The 20,713-nt window shown below is 44.2% G+C and carries 31 protein-coding genes; all 31 read left to right on the top strand.

The features are described 5' to 3' along the window. Positions 1-177, top strand: a complete 177-nt coding sequence (locus QMA41_RS25150) for a hypothetical protein (protein WP_281630883.1) — start codon at positions 1-3, stop codon at positions 175-177. Next, positions 170-511: an ASCH domain-containing protein gene (locus QMA41_RS25145; RefSeq protein WP_281630882.1), complete on the top strand. Its 342-nt coding sequence runs from the start codon at positions 170-172 to the stop codon at positions 509-511. Before QMA41_RS25150 ends, QMA41_RS25145 begins: the two co-directional genes overlap by 8 nt. After that, positions 511-1,932, top strand: a complete 1,422-nt coding sequence (locus QMA41_RS25140) for a DNA cytosine methyltransferase (RefSeq protein WP_281630881.1) — start codon at positions 511-513, stop codon at positions 1,930-1,932. The genes QMA41_RS25145 and QMA41_RS25140 overlap by 1 nt, the downstream gene beginning before the upstream one ends. 12 nt (positions 1,933-1,944) lie before the next feature. Further along, entirely contained in the window at positions 1,945-2,313 is a 369-nt protein-coding gene (locus QMA41_RS25135) for a hypothetical protein (RefSeq protein WP_281630880.1), read from the top strand. A 10-nt stretch (positions 2,314-2,323) separates the two neighbouring features. Further along, complete coding sequence (locus tag QMA41_RS25130; RefSeq protein WP_281630879.1) at positions 2,324-2,572, top strand: hypothetical protein; 249 nt, start codon at positions 2,324-2,326, stop codon at positions 2,570-2,572. A gap of 16 nt (positions 2,573-2,588) precedes the next feature. Beyond that, complete coding sequence (locus QMA41_RS25125; protein WP_281630878.1) at positions 2,589-3,005, top strand: DUF4406 domain-containing protein; 417 nt, start codon at positions 2,589-2,591, stop codon at positions 3,003-3,005. A gap of 74 nt (positions 3,006-3,079) precedes the next feature. After that, positions 3,080-3,328 (top strand): hypothetical protein, encoded by a 249-nt coding sequence (locus tag QMA41_RS25120; RefSeq protein ID WP_171386595.1) that lies wholly within the window; start codon positions 3,080-3,082, stop codon positions 3,326-3,328. A 494-nt stretch (positions 3,329-3,822) separates the two neighbouring features. Continuing rightward, the gene (locus tag QMA41_RS25115) at positions 3,823-4,869 is read left to right on the top strand and encodes a site-specific DNA-methyltransferase (protein WP_281630877.1); all 1,047 of its coding nucleotides are present in this window, start codon (positions 3,823-3,825) and stop codon (positions 4,867-4,869) included. A gap of 83 nt (positions 4,870-4,952) precedes the next feature. Next, positions 4,953-5,216, top strand: coding sequence for a hypothetical protein (locus QMA41_RS25110; protein ID WP_268674906.1), 264 nt, complete (start codon positions 4,953-4,955; stop codon positions 5,214-5,216). Then, positions 5,216-5,737, top strand: coding sequence for a lysozyme (locus tag QMA41_RS25105; RefSeq protein WP_268674905.1), 522 nt, complete (start codon positions 5,216-5,218; stop codon positions 5,735-5,737). The genes QMA41_RS25110 and QMA41_RS25105 overlap by 1 nt, the downstream gene beginning before the upstream one ends. Continuing rightward, complete coding sequence (locus QMA41_RS25100) at positions 5,725-6,150, top strand: hypothetical protein (protein ID WP_268674904.1); 426 nt, start codon at positions 5,725-5,727, stop codon at positions 6,148-6,150. Before QMA41_RS25105 ends, QMA41_RS25100 begins: the two co-directional genes overlap by 13 nt. Further along, positions 6,137-6,340: a hypothetical protein gene (locus QMA41_RS25095; protein ID WP_268674903.1), complete on the top strand. Its 204-nt coding sequence runs from the start codon at positions 6,137-6,139 to the stop codon at positions 6,338-6,340. Before QMA41_RS25100 ends, QMA41_RS25095 begins: the two co-directional genes overlap by 14 nt. A gap of 398 nt (positions 6,341-6,738) precedes the next feature. Continuing rightward, entirely contained in the window at positions 6,739-6,921 is a 183-nt protein-coding gene (locus QMA41_RS25090) for a hypothetical protein (protein WP_281630876.1), read from the top strand. Next, a complete protein-coding gene (locus tag QMA41_RS25085) occupies positions 6,908-7,135 on the top strand; it encodes a hypothetical protein (protein WP_281630875.1) in 228 nt (75 codons plus the stop codon). The genes QMA41_RS25090 and QMA41_RS25085 overlap by 14 nt, the downstream gene beginning before the upstream one ends. 120 nt (positions 7,136-7,255) lie before the next feature. Next, entirely contained in the window at positions 7,256-7,873 is a 618-nt protein-coding gene (locus QMA41_RS25080) for a helix-turn-helix domain-containing protein (RefSeq protein WP_281630874.1), read from the top strand. After that, a complete protein-coding gene (locus tag QMA41_RS25075; protein WP_281630873.1) occupies positions 7,761-9,722 on the top strand; it encodes a terminase gpA endonuclease subunit in 1,962 nt (653 codons plus the stop codon). The genes QMA41_RS25080 and QMA41_RS25075 overlap by 113 nt, the downstream gene beginning before the upstream one ends. Further along, positions 9,722-9,931 (top strand): gpW family head-tail joining protein, encoded by a 210-nt coding sequence (gpW, locus tag QMA41_RS25070; protein WP_281630872.1) that lies wholly within the window; start codon positions 9,722-9,724, stop codon positions 9,929-9,931. Before QMA41_RS25075 ends, gpW begins: the two co-directional genes overlap by 1 nt. Continuing rightward, positions 9,928-11,505, top strand: a complete 1,578-nt coding sequence (locus QMA41_RS25065; RefSeq protein ID WP_281630871.1) for a phage portal protein — start codon at positions 9,928-9,930, stop codon at positions 11,503-11,505. Before gpW ends, QMA41_RS25065 begins: the two co-directional genes overlap by 4 nt. Then, positions 11,505-12,758: a S49 family peptidase gene (locus QMA41_RS25060; protein ID WP_281630870.1), complete on the top strand. Its 1,254-nt coding sequence runs from the start codon at positions 11,505-11,507 to the stop codon at positions 12,756-12,758. Before QMA41_RS25065 ends, QMA41_RS25060 begins: the two co-directional genes overlap by 1 nt. A 2-nt stretch (positions 12,759-12,760) precedes the next feature. Continuing rightward, positions 12,761-13,096, top strand: a complete 336-nt coding sequence (locus tag QMA41_RS25055) for a head decoration protein (protein ID WP_281630869.1) — start codon at positions 12,761-12,763, stop codon at positions 13,094-13,096. An 82-nt stretch (positions 13,097-13,178) separates the two neighbouring features. Continuing rightward, positions 13,179-14,219: a major capsid protein gene (locus QMA41_RS25050; RefSeq protein WP_281630868.1), complete on the top strand. Its 1,041-nt coding sequence runs from the start codon at positions 13,179-13,181 to the stop codon at positions 14,217-14,219. 53 nt (positions 14,220-14,272) lie between these two features. Next, positions 14,273-14,758, top strand: coding sequence for a hypothetical protein (locus tag QMA41_RS25045; RefSeq protein ID WP_281630867.1), 486 nt, complete (start codon positions 14,273-14,275; stop codon positions 14,756-14,758). Positions 14,759-14,817: 59 nt separating this feature from the next. Next, positions 14,818-15,201, top strand: a complete 384-nt coding sequence (locus QMA41_RS25040) for a hypothetical protein (protein WP_281630866.1) — start codon at positions 14,818-14,820, stop codon at positions 15,199-15,201. Beyond that, complete coding sequence (locus QMA41_RS25035; protein ID WP_281630865.1) at positions 15,176-15,859, top strand: hypothetical protein; 684 nt, start codon at positions 15,176-15,178, stop codon at positions 15,857-15,859. Before QMA41_RS25040 ends, QMA41_RS25035 begins: the two co-directional genes overlap by 26 nt. Next, positions 15,828-16,421 carry a hypothetical protein gene (locus QMA41_RS25030; protein ID WP_281630864.1) on the top strand — a complete coding sequence of 198 codons (594 nt, stop codon included), beginning with the start codon at positions 15,828-15,830 and terminating at the stop codon, positions 16,419-16,421. The genes QMA41_RS25035 and QMA41_RS25030 overlap by 32 nt, the downstream gene beginning before the upstream one ends. Then, the gene (locus QMA41_RS25025; RefSeq protein WP_281630863.1) at positions 16,414-17,058 is read left to right on the top strand and encodes a hypothetical protein; all 645 of its coding nucleotides are present in this window, start codon (positions 16,414-16,416) and stop codon (positions 17,056-17,058) included. Before QMA41_RS25030 ends, QMA41_RS25025 begins: the two co-directional genes overlap by 8 nt. A 5-nt stretch (positions 17,059-17,063) precedes the next feature. After that, positions 17,064-17,723 carry a hypothetical protein gene (locus QMA41_RS25020; RefSeq protein WP_281630862.1) on the top strand — a complete coding sequence of 220 codons (660 nt, stop codon included), beginning with the start codon at positions 17,064-17,066 and terminating at the stop codon, positions 17,721-17,723. Next, entirely contained in the window at positions 17,720-18,058 is a 339-nt protein-coding gene (locus tag QMA41_RS25015; RefSeq protein WP_281630861.1) for a hypothetical protein, read from the top strand. The genes QMA41_RS25020 and QMA41_RS25015 overlap by 4 nt, the downstream gene beginning before the upstream one ends. Further along, on the top strand, positions 18,051-19,076 hold the full coding sequence (locus tag QMA41_RS25010; protein WP_281630860.1) for a baseplate J/gp47 family protein: 1,026 nt from the start codon (positions 18,051-18,053) through the stop codon (positions 19,074-19,076). Before QMA41_RS25015 ends, QMA41_RS25010 begins: the two co-directional genes overlap by 8 nt. After that, positions 19,063-19,680, top strand: a complete 618-nt coding sequence (locus tag QMA41_RS25005; RefSeq protein WP_281630859.1) for a phage tail protein — start codon at positions 19,063-19,065, stop codon at positions 19,678-19,680. The genes QMA41_RS25010 and QMA41_RS25005 overlap by 14 nt, the downstream gene beginning before the upstream one ends. Beyond that, positions 19,677-20,713, top strand: a 1,037-nt coding sequence (locus QMA41_RS25000) for a phage tail protein (RefSeq protein ID WP_281630858.1), incomplete at its 3' end; no start/stop codon positions are given. The genes QMA41_RS25005 and QMA41_RS25000, both read left to right, overlap by 4 nt.

Here is a 20,713-nt window from a genome sequence, read left to right as displayed (position 1 = left end):
ATGCAGCCTGACTCGAACCAACTTGTAGCTTATGTAATGAAGCACAACCGAATGTCTCAGCCGCAGGCTATGGGTTGGTTAGATAAATGGGTGCCAGAGTGGAGAACGGAACCACCTCCACAGAGCGTTGGCACTATTTATTACGATGGCGCCTCAGATGGATATGAAAATGAATAAACAAATTCCCGAAATTACGCTGAACGCTGAAAATTTTTATAAGGCGAGTGTTGATAAGAAGTTGAGCACTATTCGTCTTGGTAACAAAGATATTTCACCTGGTCCTGCTTTCTTGGTTAACGATGAAAACCAAGCAAAGATTCTGATCGATATTTGGTTTGTTAACCATTGCCTGTTGTCGGATCTAGAACTGAATGACGCAAGGCTTGATGGCTTCGACACAATGGAAGAGTTAAAAGCGGAGTTGCGCCGTTGCTATCAACGACCACTACAAGAGCGTGAAGTTGTCACTCAGGTTCTTTTTAATGTAGTTGAAGAAGCGAGGGTGGCGTGATGTATCAGATTCTCCCTCATGAATTAGTGGTCGATAACTTTGCTGGCGGTGGCGGTGCTGGTGAAGGAGTTCGTATGGCTTTGGGGCGTAGTGCTGACATTGCTGTTAACCATGATCCTGCTGCGATTGATATGTATCGCCTAAATCACCCAGACACTAAGGTCTTTTGTGAATCGGTTTGGGATGTTGATATTAAGAAAGTTTGCCAAGGTCGACCTGTTGGTTTTGGTTGGTTTTCCCCAGATTGCACTCACTTTTCAAAAGCCAAAGGTGATAAGCCAGTGGATCAAAAAATTCGTGGCTTGGCATGGGTAGTTGTTAGATGGGCGCTTCTCTCTGATATGAGAGGCTTTCATTTGGAGAACGTTGAAGAGTTTACCACTTGGGGACCATTGAAAAAGATTGATGGTAAGTGGAAGCCTGATCCAGAAAAGAAAGGTGAAACGTTTGAAGCCTTTATCAAAGTGCTTACCACTGGTTTGTCTCCTTACCATCCTGCTTGGCCAGAAGTCTGTAGTGCTCTCAATATTGAAAATGATAGAGAAGCAAAAATAAAACTTCGTAATGGCCTTGGCTACAAGCTTGAACACAAAGTTTTGGCAGCTTGTGACTATGGTGCAGGGACAACGCGAGAGCGATTCTTCATGATAGCGCGTAAAGATGGTGGGAAAAACATCTGGCCTGAACCAACGCATGGTGAAGATCTAATACCTTATGTTACAGCTGCAGACAGTATTGATTGGAGTCTTCCGGTTATGTCTATTTTTGGACGCAAAAAACCGTTAGCAGAAAAGACTCTTGCCAGAATTGCGAAGGGTATACAACGATTCGTTATTGATTGTGAAGACCCATTCATTGCACCTGGCGAAACAGTTATTCCATTCATTACTGAGTGTGCTAACGCTTCCAGCCAACGCAATATGCCAATTGATGAGCCTTTGAGGACCATTACCGCTTATCCAAAGGGTGGCAGTTTTGCTTTGGTAACAGCTCATATAGTTAAGCTTCGTAACGGAAATGTTGGTCATTCTATGAATGAACCGCTTCATACCATTACCTCAGGTGGCAACCACTTTGGTGTCGTTACAGCTTTCCTGATTGCTTACTACGGTACCGACAACATGCAAGCGTTGGATACTCCCCTGAATACGATAACGACGAGAGATCGTTTTGCCCTTGTGGTTGTTAAAGGTCATCCGTACATGATTGTTGATATCGGTCTAAGGATGTTGCAGCCACATGAGCTATTTAAGGCTCAGAGCTTTCGTGATGATTACATCATTGGCCATAACAGTTCAGGCAAAAAGTTATCGAAGAAAGAGCAAGTAGCCAAGGTGGGGAACTCGGTACCACCTCTTCTAGCTAAGGCTTTAGTTCAGGCTAACTTTGGTCAGCCGCTTTCAAATACGATTGCCGCTTAAAGGGACAGCCAGATGGAAGGTTTTAAAGGAAAAATCAGCTCCTTCTGGCGTTCTAAAAGTGGAAAGGTTTATTTCCGTCTATATGGGGTCGAGCACTCTTTCCTTATAGGTAGTGGAGTCAGGGAGGATCTTATTCCTTGGCTTGCTAAGAACTTGGGTGCTTGTGCAAATGCCATTGATAAGGGTGAGTTTTATCTTGTCACTTGGTTTGGAATTACATGCAAAGTCCATCTACGACAGAACGGTGAGCCAACTAAGTGGGAAGAACGCGAGCTGCCATACAAATGGGCTAAGGTGTCGAAAGTGCAGAAACGTCGTCGCCAGTGGTTAAGTGAAAATGAATACAACGGCTATTACGAGCCGATGATAATTAAGGATTGAGGAATATCTGATGGCAACAACAGTACAAGTAGTAGAGAACCTAACAGTAGGTAAATTCATTAATATTGAAGGTAAGCGCTGCGAGGTTGAGGCGATTTCCTTTTCTCAGGCCATCACTGAAAAGCAAGGTCTTGAGGAGTTACTTGAAGTTATGTCTGATGAGCTCATTACAAGAGGCATCATCAATAAAAAAGATGGCCAATATTACTGGAGCGAGGATGGTGAACCATTGATCGCAGAAGAAGACTTTGAAGAATAACTAGTATCTGAAACATATGATGAAGTTTTATATTGCTGGCCCAGTGAGTGGCCAGCCTAATCACAACGCTGAAGCGTTCAAAAGTGTTGCTGATCAGATTACTGATTCAGGTAATGCTGCGCTGTACACCTCCCTACTTCCAAAAGGCATGAGTGAACCGGAATATATGAAGTTTGCTCATGCCATGCTTGAGGTTTGTGATGTGGTCGTTCTTCTTCCTCGTTGGAGTATGAGCGAAGGTGCTACCGCAGAATTTCATTGGGCGGTGAAGTTAGGCAAGAAAATAGTACGACAAGAGCACCTGCCTTTGATTTTTAGACATTGGCATAAAAGGGATATTCTCTTACAAGAGGCAACCCAAGAGGTGCTTGGAATGGTCAGTGGTAGCCGCTTAAATAGGCAAACCAGCTCTGTGTCACACACCAACGTTTAACCGTTAATAAGACTGGCTTTCCTCTCGGCAAGTAATTAGTGTCGGAAGTGACTTAAACGCCAGGAGAGTTAAAAATGAACGTAAAACCAGAACAAGCGAATTTAGTGCTAAGTATCCTTGAAAGTGCTAACTGTGGCCCTACTACTATCGACTCTATGTTGCTTTGGGACAAAGAGACAGAGGAAGCAGGCCGAGCTCATTTGGAATTTGTTGTTGAGCAGTTATTGGTATCAGGGTGTATGACTTATACCGGAGATAAAAGGCTAATTACAACTCAGCAAGGCGAACTGCACATTCGCCTAGTAACACAACATGTAGCGTGATTTATCAGGTTTTTATCAATATGTAGTTGCAAAGGTAGGGTTGTGAGTATATAGTTTTACCAAGATGCGGTTTTTATAACCCATCAACAGCAATAATAAGACTTGAGACCTCTTAGTATTGAACAGAAACCTCGCTTCGGCGGGGTTTTTTCGTATTTGGCGCAGCCTTGAGTACCAGAGACCCGTTTGGCGACGGAGAGGAAGCTGCGAATCTTTTACGGCAATGAAATGGGCGACTGTTAAGAGGTGCAACTCTTAACAGCCATCTAACCTATTACGCTAGTCATAAGCCAGACCAAGGCCCATCCAGCTCTGCAGAGCGCGGTGGAGTTTACACGAAAGTGGGAACTTATGACATTACTTAAAGAATTACGCTGCCCGCATTGCAACAAGCTGCTGTGCAGGCATTCAGGCTCGGTTGAAATAAAATGCAGCCGATGCAAAAACATTGTGAAGAGATAAGAGCGCCAAGAGTGCCGATTTAGGAGGCACACTTGAAACAATCTTTTCGAGATGGACAAGTACAGCTGGTTAACGCTGATTGTCTTGAATACCTTAAAACGCTACCAGATAGCAGCGTTGATCTCGTTTTAACGGACCCACCATACTTTCAAGTAAAGAAGAATGCATGGGATAACCAGTGGCCAGATGTTGAGTCGTTCTTAGCCTGGTTAGATGAGGTGCTGCTAGAGTTTTGGCGAGTGCTTAAACCGTCTGGTTCAATTTACCTTTTCTGTGGCCATAAGTTATCAGCTGATACTGAACTGCTTATGCGTCAGCGCTTCAACGTTCTAAACCATATCATTTGGGCTAAACCAAGCGGTCCATGGCGAAGAATGAGAAAGACAGACTTACGCTCTTTCTTTCCAGCAACAGAACGCATTCTATTTGCAGAACATTACGGAGCTGACGGTCACGCTAAAGGCGTTGCTGGTTACGCTACGAAGTGTGCCGAGCTAAAAAGAGAAGTATTCGAACCACTGATTGAATATTTCAGAACTGCTCGTCAATCACTTGGCATTTCTGCAAAAGATATTAATGCCGCCACAGGCACACAAATGTGTTCGCATTGGTTCAGCGCCAGCCAATGGCAACTGCCCAATAAAGAGCAATACGAAAAGCTGCAGGCGTTATTCAATAGCCGAGCGGTTGAATTAGGTCGTTCACATGAAGATCTGACAAAGGAGTTTGATTCACTCAATAAGGAGTATCAAACACTCTGCAGAGAATATGACGACTTGAAAGCGGAGTATGAAAACCTTCGTCGTCCTTTCTCAGTTACCAGCGAAGTTCCATACACCGACGTTTGGACATTTGCACCTGTTCAGTATTACCCGGGTAAACACCCATGCGAAAAGCCAGCCGATATGCTGGAGCACATTATTACGGCAAGTAGCCGTGAGGGTGATGTTGTTCTTGATGCGTTTATGGGTTCAGGTTCAACGGGTAAAGCCTGTTTGAGTTTGAATCGTAAGTTCATTGGTATTGAGATGGAAGAAGGCACTTACTCTCAGACAGTAGAATCATTTAATAGTCTTTAGCCCTCGGGATTTCTTAGGGGTTTGAATCGGGAGATTGGCGCAGTAATGCGCCTTTTTTATGCATGCTAGAGAAGAAAAAATTAGTGCTGTCTGCTCTAGCAGCAGCCCTGATCGCCTACTTGGTATCTAAGGGTGAGCGAGTTACTCAAGCCATTGGAGCTTTTGTTGCGACGCTTGGCGCAATGGATGCTAGTACCTTTGGTATTGTTGCTGGTGTGTTTTTAGGTGTTGTTGCCCAAGTGATCACTTGGATATACAAGCATAAAAATCACATGCTTCTAAAAGAGAAGTTAGAGCAAGGCAATCATGTTGCTGCAGAAGCAATCCTTAAAGAGGATGACATGTAATGAAGCACATAAAAAAGATTGTTTGCTCAGTTGGTGCAGCCATCGCGCTCATTGTTACGGGTGTCGTTCCTAACAATGTCATCGTTTCACCTGCAGGCTTGGAGTTGATTGGTAACGCTGAAGAGTGCCGATTAACTCCATACATTTGTCCTGCTGGTCTTATTACTAACGGGATAGGTAACACACACGGTGTTACAGATAAGCCCATCACCATAGAACAAGTCGCTAAAGACTGGGCTCAAAACATTGAGTCCGCACAGGATTGTCTTGCTGCCACCACGAATGTTGCTGCATTGAGTCAGGGCCAGATTGATGCCTTCACATCATTTATATTTAACGTGGGCTGCACACGATATCGGCATAACTCGGACGGTAGCGAGACACGCATCTATAAAAAGCTTAAAGCCGGTTACTACACCGAAGCTTGCCAAGAACTTAAATTCTGGGTTTATGGCGGTGGTAAGAAGTTGAATGGCTTGATTAAGCGACGGGGAAAGGAGATGGAACTTTGCTTTTCGTAAAAAAGATTCTCGACAACCTCCATGTGGTTGCCATTGCCATTCTTCTTGGCTTCATTCTCTTTCAAACCTACACGATATCGGGTCTTAAATCTGACCTTGATCAAGCGAATATCGCGAAAGGTAAAAAGGAAGCTGAGCTCGGTATCGCGGTAGCCTTTAATCAGTCACTAACCACCACGGTTGATTCGTTAGTCCAGCAACTCGATGAAGGCATGATGGCTGAAGAATGGCGACAACAATTGAATGCGACCATGGACGCAAAACTTAAAACATCCATCTTGGACTTAGGGAAACTATTCGATGATGAAGCGAAAAACAGTGCTGATGGTTGCAATGAGCAGTATAGCCCTTCTATCTATGACCGGATGCTCCAGCATTACGGAACCGGAAAAGGAGATAGTGGTTCAGGTTAAAGAGCGATTTGTTATTCCTCCACCAGCTTACCTCAGTCCTTGCAACATTCCTTACACAGAGCCACCGCGTACTCACTCAGAGCTGGAGTCAGCCGAGCGAGACTTAACATGGCAGACCGCGATGTCAGTTTGCGCGAAGAAGTTCGACAAGATTAAACAGTGGTACCAAAACAAACAGGCTGATAAATAGCTAATCGGCTTGCTCATGTAAGGATAAAAACCATTGCTTTCTTTCGGCCCGACTTAATTGTCGGGCTTTGTCGTTTAGCGTTTTTCAAAAGAGCGTTAAACCACAAAAAGGACTGAAAGCCGATTCTTTCAGGAGCAAGAGGGTTACTTATGGGCAATTAAACTCCCCAGTGGGCAGGTGACGATAACTGAACGGGCAGACTATACGTTCGTCACGGAAATCAATCTCATGACAGTAACAGCCTGGTCAATCCACCGGACTGTTACAAACCCGAGCCATACAAGGAAAAGTCGATAGTTGTGCAGGTGGCGCATTGGATTGTGCATAGCCATTCGACGCTTTATTGCTAAGTGCTTTCTCAGATAGCCCTTAGCAATAATTCAATTAACGAGGTCAACATGAGCCAGACTCAAACTTATTTCAACTCGGTTATCAGTACTCAAGCTCAAGCAATGGAAGTATTGATGACCAATCAGCCAACGGCTAACCCTCAGTTAATGGAAGAAGCCAAACAGCTTTTAGAAGAGGCTGTACTTAAAGCAACTCAGGCAGCAAAGGAAGTGACCGATGAAGTTAATTGATAACTGGAAAGAGTCGGGAAAGTTTTGGTCTATACAGGCTGCAATTGCTCTGGTCGTTCTTAATCTGATCATGGCTTTGCTTTCTATCTACGAAACATATTTACCAGCAACGTTATTCGCAACATTGAATGCGCTTGGCGCAGCAGGGGTTGCGCTTCTTCGCATCCTTACTCAGAACGTGAGTGGGACCGTGGACGCAAAGGAAAGCGAGTGAGAGTGGCATGGGTCCTTTCGGGCCACCCGCGCCACTACGGGTGTGTGAACGCGCAGTGCCTCGCTCGTTAAAATTTTTTTTTGATTTTGGAGGTTTCCGGTTTCCGGTTTTTAACCATGAATGAGCAACCTATTCAACACCGACAAGAAGTTCACGCAGTCGGATATAGCGAAGCTCCTTGGCATTTCTGAAAGGCAAGTTCGAAACCTTATACAACAAGGGATTCTGCCTGCAGCCAAAGGGCGTGACGGCATGAACCCACTCGCATGTAATCATGCGTACATCACTTATAAATCAAGAGATAAAACTCAAAGTTCTGAACCGGAAGTTGGGGAGGACGGAGAGGAACTGTCAGAAGAAAAACAACTGGAACGTGAAGAGCTTCGATTAAAGATTGAAGATAAACGCGAAAGTGTGGCGATGAAAAAGGCCAAGCGTGTTCTTTTTGAAAAATCTTACGCCCCTATAGAGTTGATAGTGGAAACGCTGGTTCAACTCAGTTCGCGAGTCAATTCAAGGCTTGATGGCCTGCTCCCTAAGTTGAAAACAGTATGGCCAGACATGCCACCAGAAGCTGTTGAAAAACTCGAAGAAGAAATTATTAAAGCATCAAATGAGTGTGCCGATGTTCGACCAGATCTCTCAGACTACTTTGATGGCGATCCAGAAAGCATGCCAGCGTGGATTGCAGGGCTTGAAGAAGGTTCTTCCTCTGACTGGAACAGAGTGGGCGAATAAATATTACAAGTTAGCATCAGGATCTTCTCAAGAAGAAGGTCAGTGGGAGACGCTGCCTTTTCAGGTCGCGATTCTCAACATGATGTGTAACCGAGCAATCAGACGCTTGGTTTTCCAAAAATCAGCTCGTATCGGTTGGTCAAAAATGTTGATCGCCATGGTGAGCTGTATGCTGCATCAGTACAAAACCAACACGGTTATCTATCAACCTACAGATGATGATGCGAAGAACTTCACCATTGATGAGATAGATGGTGCATGGGAAGAAATGCCAATAATGAGGCGTATCTTTCCTTTCCTATTCGCTAAAGACCAGAACAATACGACAAAAAAGAAAGTCGGTGCTGGTTGGACGCTGGATATTTTAGGAGCTGGTACTCCTAAGAATATGCGTCGTATTACCAAAGCGTTGCTTTGTGGTGATGAGATCGACGGCTGGGATTGGGAACTCGGCAAAGAAGGTGACCCAATAGCTCTCGCCAGAACTCGTTTAGAGGGCGCAGCTTTTCCAATGGAACGTTGGGGAACGACTCCTACAAATTCAGGTGAGTCCCACGTTGAAAAATTAATGAAGTCAGCAGAACTGACTTTTCGCTTTTATCTACCCTGTCCTCATTGTGGCCATGAGCAGGTATTAGAGTGGGGCGGCAAAGATGTAAAACACGGATTTAAGTGGGATACATCAAAAACAACCAACGAAGCTAAAGCCAAAACAGCGCATTATTGCTGTATTGGATGTGAGCAAGCTATCTATTTCCGTGACCTCATGAAAATGGAGTTAGCTGGTCGATGGATGGCAGAGGATATGACTTGGACCAAAGATGGTCTGTCTTTCTTTGATGCTGATAACAATCCTGTGCCAATTCCGGTCAACGTCGGAATTCATTGCTGGGCAGCTTATAATCCGAAAATGACAGATGGTTGGGTTGGCTTAGTTCGAGAGTTTTTGAATAAGCATAAAGACCCATCTCAGCTTAAAACGTTTATTAATCTGATCTTGGGTGAGCTTTGGGAAGGTGAAAATAAAGACCGTCCTGATTGGGAGCTAATCAAGCGCACAAATAGTAGCGTTTGGTGGATAGGTGAACGTAGAAAGAATCCGGTGCCTGCACAAGCGGTTCTCGTGACCTGTGGGATGGATACACAGGATGACCGGATAGAAGGGTCTTTTTGGGCTTGGGGACCAGGCGAAGAATGTTGGTTGGTTGACCATATTGTTGTTCACGGTGATCTCTCTAATGATGCGACCAAAAAAGCAGTTCAAGACTATTTTTTCTCTCTGACATTTAAGCGAACCGATGGTGTAACGATGACCGTTCCTCGCTTTGGTTGGGATGCTATGGGGCATAAGACGGATGATGTCTATGCAATGAGCCGTAAACACGGACCTTTGCGAGTCATACCGCTACAAGGTGCGAATAAGTACGGCAAGCCTATAGCAAACATGCCCAAAAAGAAGAATGACAAAAAGGTCTACTTAACAACGGTTGGTACTGATAACGCCAAAGCACTCTTATACAGCAGACTTAAATTGTCGTTTGACAGTTCAGAAACCATTAACCCGGGCTACATTCACTTCCCTGCTGATGATTCAGTGTGTGGAGATGAGTACTTCAAGCAACTTTGCTCAGCCAATAAGAAACTTGAAACCGTCCAAGGTCGTCAAGTTTGGCGGTGGCATAAATCGTACACCTTTGATGAAGCGTTGGACTGCTGGGTTTATGCCTATGTAGCAATGCGAATTTGTGTCGATCGATTCTTCTTCGATTTAGATACCGAGTTAAAACCAGAAACCAAACAGGGCAAGTCAATGAAAGAGCTTGCTGAGGCACTTGGAGGGAATGAGTAATGTTAGATAAGCAAACCCTCTTAAAAGAGGCTGAGCAAGCCTATCACAATTTAATGACAGGAACGTCGACGGTCAGAGTTAAGAAAGACGGTCGAGAAGTTGAATTTGGTCGCGCTGATGCAGATAAGCTGAAAGCGTACATTGAACAGCTTAAAGTGGAATTAGGCATGACGACAAGACGTCGTAGGCCAGCAGGGGTTTATCTATGACACAAGAACTGCTAGCTCCAGATGGAACAACATCCCTCAGAGCATACATCGGGAATAATAGTCATGGTGGCTATACTGGTGCAGGTCGTGGTTACGGAAATCAGTTAGCAAATTGGAATGCCCCTAATTTATCAGCAGATGCTGCTCTTTTGCCTCATCTAAAGCGTGCTCAGGCTCGTTCTGATGATTTGGTTAGAAATAACGGCATTGCTAAAAACGCTGTTCAGCTTCACCTTGACCATATTGTTGGTGAGAACTTCAGGCTAAGTTGGAAACCCAATTGGCGAGTTCTTGGCATTAAGGAAGATCAAGAATTAGTAAAGGATGTTGAAGCCTTGTTTGCCATGATTGCAGACAGTGAGCGATGTCTTCTTGATGCTGAAGGTAAGAGAACCTTCACCATGATGATTCGTGCAGGTGTTGAGATGCACTGTACGAGTGGTGAAATTCTTGGTAAACCAGAGTGGCTCAATGAGAATAACCGAGATTTTCATACAGCAATCAAACTGGTATCACCTAAGCGATTAAGTAACCCACAAGGCAAGTCCGATACAGAAAAATTGAGAGCAGGCATTGAGGTTACAGCGAGTAATGCCGCCACTCACTACCATATTGCAGTTGGTGGTGATCGTTATAACCGCCCTACTGACTGGCGACGTATACCGCGCTACCTTAAAGGCGGTCGACGTGGAATGATTCACATATTTGAACCTCGTGAACCGGACCAAACAAGGGGTGCTAACGAATTCCTAGCAGTGATGGAGCAAATGAAAATGCTCGACACACTGCAAAACACAAAGCTTCAAAATGCAATTGTTGGTGCAATGTATGCTGCGACGATTGAGTCTGAGCTCGACTCCGAGCAGGCATTTGAGTACATAGCCGGTGCTGCTGGTAGTGAACAAAATGATTCACCGCTAGAGAAAGTCTTGGGTATGTATGGGGATTATTATGCAGGCAATAACATCAAACTAGGTGGTGTTAAGGTACCTCATCTTTTCCCAGGTGACCGACTAAAACTCATGAGTCCAGCTAACGCTGATAATGGTTTTTCTCAGCTAGAGCAAAGCTTGATGCGTTATATCTCAGCTGGTACTGGATACAGTTATGAAGAGCTAAGCCATAACTATCAACAGTTATCCTACTCAACGGCAAGAGCATCGGCTAATAACAGCTGGCGTTACACCATGGGGCGACGTCGTCTTATTGCTAATCGACTAGCGAATCAAATCTTTGAACTTTTCCTTGAAGAAGCGATTATTCGCGGCTGGATCAAGCTGCCGAAGAAAGCTCGCTTTAACTTTTGGGAAATGCGTGAAGCATGGTGTCGTTGTGAGTGGATTGGTTCTGGTCGCATGGCGATTGATGGACTCAAAGAGGTTCGTGAATCCATCATGAAGATTGAGTATGGATTAAGTACCTACGAGATTGAGCTTGCGAAAATGGGTCATGACTATGTTGAAATCTTCAAGCAACAAAAACGAGAAATGGAAGAACGCAAGAAAGAGAACTTGCCAAAAGCCATTTGGATGCCTGAAGAAGTTGACAATGAAGAGCTGAAAGAGGCGGCTTAATGGAATTTTTACAACCGTTTGATCAACAATTGAGCCTCATACATGACGCTCATATTCATCTTCCAAACCTCATCGTTAGTGCTAAAACAGAAAAAGCCAATAAAGCCAAAATTGACATGGCAGAAATGGCTGTTCGAACAGGCATTAGCAGCAACATTGAAAAATATCGCCCTTATGAACTCGTTGGAAATGTGGCAGTAATCAACGTCAGAGGCGTTCTACTACACAACTACAACTGGTCTGGAAGTTACGCAACGGGTTATCCCGTCATTCAAAACAAAATCAAGGCAATCATTGCCTCAGTCAAGTCAAACCATAAGGAAGTCAAAGGAACACTCATTAAGTACCACTCTCCAGGCGGTACTGTTTTTGGGTGTGCCGATACTGCAGACCTTATTCGTTCTCTGGCTGAAATCATGCCTGTTTGGTCCTTGTCCGTTGATATGAATTTATCAGCAGCACAATGGCTAGCTGCTCAGGGAACTAGACGATTAGGCACACAGTCAAGCCAGCAAGGTAGTGTTGGTGTAATCATCCCTCGCCTTGACTATAGCGACTATCTGAAAGAAATGGGAATTAAGGTTGATTACATTTTCTCAGGAAAGTGTAAGGCTGACGGTGACCCTTACAGTGAAATGCCAGCTGATGTACGAGCTAAGTATCAAGCTAAAGTCGACAAGATGAGAAATGAGTTTGCGACCGCGGTCGCAACGGGTACAGGCATGTCACTTGATGCAGTTATAAAGACTGAAGCTGAAATCTATCAGTCAGATGAATCAGTTGAAATTGGCTTACTTGATGAAGTGGTTTCACCACATTACATCGAGGATGAATTTAACGAACACCTCGCTAGCTCGGGGAAAATTATCACTTTAGGAGAAACCACCGCTATGGACCCTGAAAAAGAAGAAACACAAGCTTCTCAGTCTCAGATTGATGAAGCGGTAGCTGCTGAACGAACTCGTGTAACGGGCATCATGGGATTGCCTGAAGCTAAAGGTCGTGAAGAACTTGCTACAAAACTGGCTGCTCAGCCATCCATTTCGGTGGAAGCAGCTAAAGAAATTCTTGAATCTTCACCAACTGCTCAGACTCAGCCTGAGGAAGAAGAAGATAATGAAGATGCAGCAGCACAAGCATTAGCAGCTATCGGAAAAGAAACAGGGTCGGCTTTACAATCCAGTAAGGTCGATGATCAGAAAGACGAAAAAGCCCAGCGAGTTGATAAGCTGGCCAGCGCATATCGAGGTTAATAATGATTGTCGATTCATACACACCGACCAATTTCAAAGCTAAAGATGAAGCACTGCAGTTTGCTCAAGGTACTGTGGCACAAAGCGAACTTATTGCTGAGCATTCACCACTGATGCTTGATGCTGTTAATAAAAAGCTGAAACCTTGGGATGGCTCAGCAGGGACAGCTAAGTTCCTAACAGTAAAGGCAGTTGACGCATCAGCTTCTGATGTAGCGAATGTGCCTCTCTACAAATCAGGCTCTATCAACGCCTCTGCAATTAAGTGGCCAGACGGTACTACCGATGCTGACAAGCTTGTTGCGTTTGTTGGCTCACCAATTTCAGTGTTTGTTTAATTCAACGCTGCTCTTACTTTAAATCAATTTATCAAACAGGCGCTGCATATCGTAGCGCCTGTTTTCGTTATAAGGATTAGTCATGTACGAACCTATTGAACTTTTAGGTGCAGTGGAGAAAACAACAATTAAATCGTCAGAGCTTTATCTGATGCTGTTTTTCCCACACATCTTCACTTTCGATAAGAAGACCATTCTTCTCGATGAGATCCCTGCTGATACACCGATGGCACTGTATTGTGCTCCAAAGGTGAAAGGTCGCATCATCGAAGCTGAAGGTTTTGAAACGCGCTCTATCACTCCGCCATATGTAAAACCTAAACACGAAGTTGAATTGGATCGAGTGCTAAAACGCCTACCAGGTGAATCTCAGATCAACTCTAACTTAGGTCCAGATGAGCGTTATGATGCTGTCATTATGGACAATATGGCGAAAGAAGAGAAAGCCATTCGACAGCTAGAAGAGTATCAAGCTGTTGAAGCGGTGACCACAGGTCGAATCGTTGCTACAAGTGATGATCATCCTGAGCTGGTTATTGATATGGGTCGTCGTTCAGATAACCATATTACCTTGATTGGTGCTGCGATGTGGAAGAACCAAGACATTGCAACATACAACCCAGATGATGATATTGAAAAGTGGGCTGAAGAGTCGGATGGCGCTATCAACGTTATCATCATGGATAAAGCGACTTATGCGTCATATCGTTCTTTCAAAGTGATTCAAGAACGAAATAAGACAAACAGTGGCTCGAACACTTCTCTGGAAATCGGCTTAAAAGATCTTGGCGCAGCAGTGTCTTACAAAGGTCAGACTGGTACTGGTATTGATATCATCGTTTACAGCGGTGAATACAAGCAAGAAGGTGGTTCGAAGAAAGACTACCAACCAGCAAATACCTTGGTCATGGGTCACACGAGCTTGGAAGGTCTTCGTTTGTATGCTGTTATTCAAGACCGTAAAGCGGTTAAAGAAGGTATGCATGTAGCTTCTCGTTATCCTCGTAACTGGGAAGAAGATGGTGATCCATCAAGTGAATATACGCAGACGCAATCAGCGCCAGCGATGTTCTTGCCTGCTAACGTAGTTAATAACTTTGTTGTGGTTAAAGTTAACGACTAATCACTGAAGCTAAGTCATGGATTCGTCCATGGCTTATTTTTTTGGAGAGTTACATGTCTCAAGTAAAAGCACTTAAAGAACAAATCGACAGCCTTTGCCAGCAAAAAGGAGTCGAAGTTCCGTATAAAACCAATTCAACTATCGCTGAATTAGAGGAGATGCTTATGCATCTTCAAGATGATGATTCATCTGAAAACTCTGAAAACTCTGAAAACTCTGAAAATGGCGACGGTGAAGGCGGTAATACAGACGGCACGATTAATCCTGAACAACCTTCGGAAACTATTGAAGTTCCTAGTGGAACAGAAGTTGGTTTAGTCGAAAGTACTGACTTGCCAGATGATGCAATCATCGAAGATAAGGCCGTTGAAGTAGCAGGTAATGAAAAAGGCGATGTACTGATTAAGGCATACCAAACATTACAGCTACAGTCGAATGGCGAGCGAGTTATTCTAAAGAAAGGCGAAGAAAAGTACGTTGAAGAAAGTGAAGCCATGGCAGCGGTAGAAGCTGGTGTCGCTGCTTTTATTACTGCTTAACATTTCGTTAGTTGAAACGTAAAAGGCGCGAAAATCGCGCCTTTTTTATTGGTGATGTAATGAACCTAGATTCGGTTTTTGATCAGGCGCTGGAAAAGGCCGACCAAGTTGTAGAGAACACTTTCGCATCTCAATTTACGCTGCAGTTAAAAAGCGGTGCAAGTTTGGATTTGAAAGCGATCTTTGATTCAGTACTGGAAGTTAAACCAACCAGCAGTAAAAAGAGTAACTCACCGATTATTTGTGAACAGGGTGCGCTGACTGTTCTAAACCAGAGAGTAGATGACTCACTGGTTGAGGGTGCGACAGTTGAAACGCCAATAGGCAAGAGAACGGTTTACGATGTCTATTACCCAGATGCAACGACTAGCATTTTGCAGTTAGCCATTTATACCACACCTGGTAAAGGGGCGAATCATGGCGGGTTTATTCGAACTGGCTGATCAAGGCTTTGTTCCGACAGAACGTCGAGTCCAAACGGCTGCGCGTCCGTATCATATAAATTTGAGTAGCATTGCCTTTCAGGTAAAGCAGCAGCTTAAAACACTGGATAATGTAGTTGATATTGCGCTTTCTCGGGCCATTACGAAAACGGCTAGATGGCTGGCTTATCACTCAGCTAGAGAGTTGAAAGTCGCGCTCAAGTTGAAAAACACCAAGCGCATTCGAGACCGGATAAAAATCTTCACTGACAAGGGTGTAGGGTCTACATCCATTTGGTTTGGTTTGGCTCCGATAGAGATTGAAGCGGCTGGTCAGCCTCGGCAGAACTCAGACGGTGTTCGTGTCGGTGGTCGTCAATATGACGGTGCATTTTATACCACCATCTATGGTGATAAGCCGTTTGTTTATATTCGAGCATCACGCAACCAGCGAGAAGGTCACACGGTTTATCGTCGTCACCACCAAGGTTATAACCCTAACTCTATTCGTGATGAAGAGCTGATGGGTCGTTTCCCTGTTCAGCGCTTAGGTTTGGATATTGAAGAACCGGCTACTTACATACTCGAAAGCTTTGAGCGTCGAACGAATGAGCGTTTCTTAGTTCTATTTGATCAGGAGTTAAATTTTGAGCTCTCAAAACGTGGTCTTTCTACCTAGCGAATATTCAGATGCACTCAAAGCAACGCTAGAAAACTTACTTGTCTGGAAAGACGAAAATGAACAGGAACAGCCTTTTAAAGTTGTCGATTATACAGAGTTTGGTCGTATCGAAATTCAGCAACGCACAGCGTTTGTTGAAGTGCTGAAAGCCAAGGGTACGTACACCTATCCAGACGGTCGAACTTATGAAGATCTAGACGTCACTATTCATGCCGTTTTTCCTAATTCAGTACCGTACTCTTCTAAACATGCCAATGATTGTTCGTTTGGTATTCGTGACCAAATCGTTTTGGACTTAGGACCAAAGAACGGACGTGAACCACGTTGGCGCTGGGGGCTTCATTCTGAAAGTGTTGAAAAGCCAGAGAACGTTGATCGTATGCCATCGATGTTTGCCAATGGTGATAATGGTTATGAAGGCTGGTGTGTCACCTTTGTTCAAAAAGTTATCTATGGCTCACCGATGGAAGAAGATGAAGTTCGGGATTCCATCTATATCGCTACCAATGAAAACATTGATGACGGTGACAGCTACGAAGAGTTGAACGCTAATGGTTAGTAGAGAAGTCGTTGAGCAGCTTATTCAGAATAAGACGCAGCCACTAGCCGAGCAGCTAGTCGAAATGGCAGACGAAATTGAAGAGTTAAACCGAAAGCTGAATCAAATTGTAAGATTCGGCAAGGTGAGCGAAATTCATGAGAGCAATAAGCTAATAAAAGTGCAACATGGGCCTAAGCGATTTACGCCATTTATTAAGTGGTTCACGTTGGCCAGTGGCGATATGCACAATTATCGCTGTCCTACAAAAGGCGAATTGGCTCTATTGCTTGATATTAGTTCTGGTGTTTCTGGTCAGTATCTCGCGTTATGTGGTTGGGAGAGTGATGAGTTTCCATTTCCTATAAGTAACCCTAAGCAGGCTGTTACCAAGTTTGGTCCATTAAAGATGCTGTGGGATACAGAGAAAGAAGAAATCACGCTCAGCGCTCCAGGCAAAATTAAAATAGACACGCCAATCTTGGAAGCTAATGACAATTTAGATTTTGTTGTCCCTAAGCTTTTGAAAGTGATCAGTGAACTGCTAGAGGGGACAGGTGATGTCTCTGACCAAGTTCGTACCATGAGTGAAGATCGAGAGCTATACAACGCACACGATAATCATCCCGGTAACACTCCACCTAATATGCCGCAGTAACGCCTATGAGTATTGATGTTTACAAAGCCATTATGAGTGGCGGTCTTAACCTTTCAAGTCCGTCAGTGAACTTAGGCAACGATGCCATAAGAGGCATTAGTGCTCTTGAGAGTGAGTTAGACAATCCGTTGCTTGAGCCGTTGGTTGATACCAGTATTTTAAGTTCAACAAAGACAGCAATTAGAGCAGCTAATACCTCGGCTAATGCGTCTGTTTTTCATATGACATCAACACTCAATAACTCATTGACGTTAACCTCGCGCAGTAATGCCATTAACAAGCTTGATGCAAAAGCGGATGGCGTAGCGAAAGGATGTTCAAACACCACGAACATGTTTGGCAGCATTCAAGGCGAAACAGATTCAGCGTTTAGTGAAATGCAGACCAAAGCGAACGAGCTTAGTCAGGGGATCAGTGATTTGTTGGCAGGTGTTATTGATGCCAGTGAATTAGAAAGCATGATGACTAGCGTGTCAGATGCAATTGGGACCGTGGTCGCAAGTGTTGAAAGCTTGGTAAGCAAAGAGCAGGAACTTGGTAAAGAGCTGATTCAAAAGCTGGAAGCTAACTCAGTTGCTCAGGCTATATCAACGCTTTGGAAAGACCCATGTACGCAAGCGGTACTTGATACAGTGCTGCCGCAAAACATTAAGGATTTGCTGTGATAGGAATGGGACCAACCGGAGCGACAATCAGTGGCTTTGAGCAGTTTAAACAGCGCTTTGCCAGAATGATTACTACACCACTTGCCAGTCGATTTAGACATCGAGCAAGAGGAAGTAAGGCTCGTAATTACGCAGATGCAAATGCTGGCGACACGATGTTAGTGACACTTCAAGCGGAAGTTATTCGCTCTGTCAGTGACAAGAATAACCTAATGAATGAAGAGTTCGAGATTGAGCAATGCTTAGCAAGTCGAACGAAAACAGGCGTTTCTATTGCGGTGAAAGGCAAATATAAAGGCGCTCCAGTGAAGTTTGAGGTACCAATGAATGTTTGATATTCAAAATGATAAGTTGGAACAACCTGAAGCGTTTGTTATGCCTGCTTATGATGTTCAGCTGGCAGAATTCAAGTCTCGAATTATTGAGCATTTGAAAGTGATTAAGCCTGAGTTGGTCGAGGCAGTAGAGCAAACCTTACAAAACCCTTTCGAACTCGGCACGATCATAACGGAAGGGGCTGTTAAAACGTTACGTGACTATATCCGTAGCGAAAACTATAAATCCACGCAGATGCTAGCTTACTGGTCTAAAGGCTCAAACCTTGACGCTAAGTTGGCTGATTTGGGTTTAAAGCGCCAAGTGATAGAAGCCGGTGACCCGAATGCTTACCCACCAGTAGACCCAGTGATGGAGTCAGATGAAGATGCGCTGCAGCGTTACATGCTTGCACCATTTGGTTTATCAACGGCAGGTACCAACCTCGGTTATCGTTTTCATGCAATGACTTTGCATGAACGCCCGAAGATTACGGTCGAAAAGCCAGAGCCAAATGTGGTTATCTTGCGCCATGAATTTCCAACAGAAGCGAGCACATCAAAAGTTAAAGATGTGCGATTAAAAGCGCGAAGAAATGAAGTTGGTGATAAGAACGCAAAGATAGACATGTGGGTGCTCAGTCGTGAAAACGACAGAGGTGAAGCGAGTCAAGGGCTTCAGGATGAAGTTAAATCCTACATTGCTGGTCGTGACGATATTATCCAAGAAACCGACGAGCTTTATGTCCACTCAGCAGAGATAGTTGAGTACCAGCATGTTGTTACGCTTTACGCAACGAACACTCCAATGGGAACAGTCGACAAGGATAAGGTTAAAGAGTCCTTGCAGAAATACGCTGACTCTGTTCACCAACTTAAAGGTAAGGTGGAAGAGTCCATGGTTAAGTTTATTGGTCATGGTTACTACGGTGTTACCAAGGTAGTAAGCAATATTCCTGCAGAAGGGGTGGTTTGTGACATTCACCAAGCACCTTACTGCACCAACATTACGGTGGATGTAGAGTATGACTCAGCATAATTCTAAACATGATTTTGCTGATAATGCCCAACCACTAGAAAAAGCAATTCGTCTCGCATTCAGAGACTCTCTCCACGAGTTAAAACCACCATACCCAAAGCTACTCAATGCATTGGAAACGCCTGTTCAATTCTTGCCAGCACTGGCAGGTGAGCGTGGCGTTGTGGATTGGTATGACACTGACGATGAAGAGTTTAAACGGGAAACCACTGACGGTTCTTACCGACTTTTAATGAAGTCGGGTACCCGATATGGCATCCGATCATCTTTGAATGCGTTGGGGTTTGATTCCACGATTATTAAAGGTGTCAAACCTTACACGTTAGAGGTGGAAGCTTACCTTCAGGACAAACCGTTAACCGACGAATCCAGTCAACGAGTGGATGCCCGAGTTAGAACGTATAAGTCAGAACGTGATGATGTGAGCATCAACATATCTCGCCAGTCTTCTGGTGAAGTTTATGTGGCTGTCACAACAGAAATCGGCATCACCATGACCTCAGAGCCTTTCGTTCCTCAAGGTTTTACCAGCGAAGCAGCACCTAGCATTGGTGTTTATAACCATATTCGATTAATAGCGACATCGGAGCCTGCTAATCAATGACACAGAATACAGATAGATATCGCACCTATGTAACGCAATCGGGCTTCGGTCTTGAAGCGTTAGCTAATCAGCAAGAAACAAAGGTTGATTTTGCTAAGTTAGTCGTAGGTGATGGAGAGTTGCCAGATTCAAGCAATCCAGCTAATCAAACTAACCTTATTAATCAGGTTCGCCACTACCCAGTGACGATAGAGGTGGACGATAAAGAGCCTACCATTTGGGTGGCTCGAGCGGAAATTCCTGCCGAAGATGGTGGTTTTACCATTCGTGAAGCAGGCGTGAAAGTTACTGATGAGAATGGTGATTTATATTGCTACGCACGTCAGCCTGGTGACTATAAGCCAGTTCTTGAAGAGGGCTCAGCAAAAAGTTATACGATTCGCTTGAAGTTCATCCCGGGTAATGCATCGGTGATTGAAGCGAAAATTGACCCTTCAGTTCAGTTTGCTACTCCAACTGATTTATCAAACGCAATAGAAGAGCATGAAGAGAAATCAGACCCACATGCGCAATACTTAACTAAAGACAAAAAGTCGTCAGTAGAATCAGCTAAGGCAGGTTCAAAAGATGATGAATGGATGACACCATTAACCACGCACCAAGCTTTTAACCAATTCGGCTTAGGTAAAGGTGTGGTTTTTTCTGGTGATGATTTTCATTTGATGACTCAGTCGGGCCAGTTCAGGTTTCACACTAACACCTCGACGAAAAATGTGCCGTTTGGCTTGGAGGGCCATTGGTTTGATGTGATTGTGACGGGAACAATCAATAACCGTTCTGCGCTGATAGCAGTTGATTACGGTAATGCAAACGAACCTCGGATTTTTCATAAGAGTAATGCAAATAATGTTTGGTCTGATTGGGTGGAATTATCCCACTCGGGGAATCTCAAACTGCCGATTTACCCTGAAATAAAAACCGATGGCAATGTGGTAGGTTTAAAGCTCACAGGAACAGAGTTAACGGTTTATAACAACCCCGTGTACTTTTATGGTTGGCAATTACACCGAATCAATCCAACGGGCATTAAGTT

It is taken from the genome of Vibrio sp. St2, from assembly GCF_947311885.1.
GTDB classification, from domain to species: domain Bacteria; phylum Pseudomonadota; class Gammaproteobacteria; order Enterobacterales; family Vibrionaceae; genus Vibrio; species Vibrio coralliilyticus.
The sequence above is the reverse complement of the archived record's forward strand: the minus strand, read 5'-3'. Positions and strand labels throughout refer to the sequence as shown.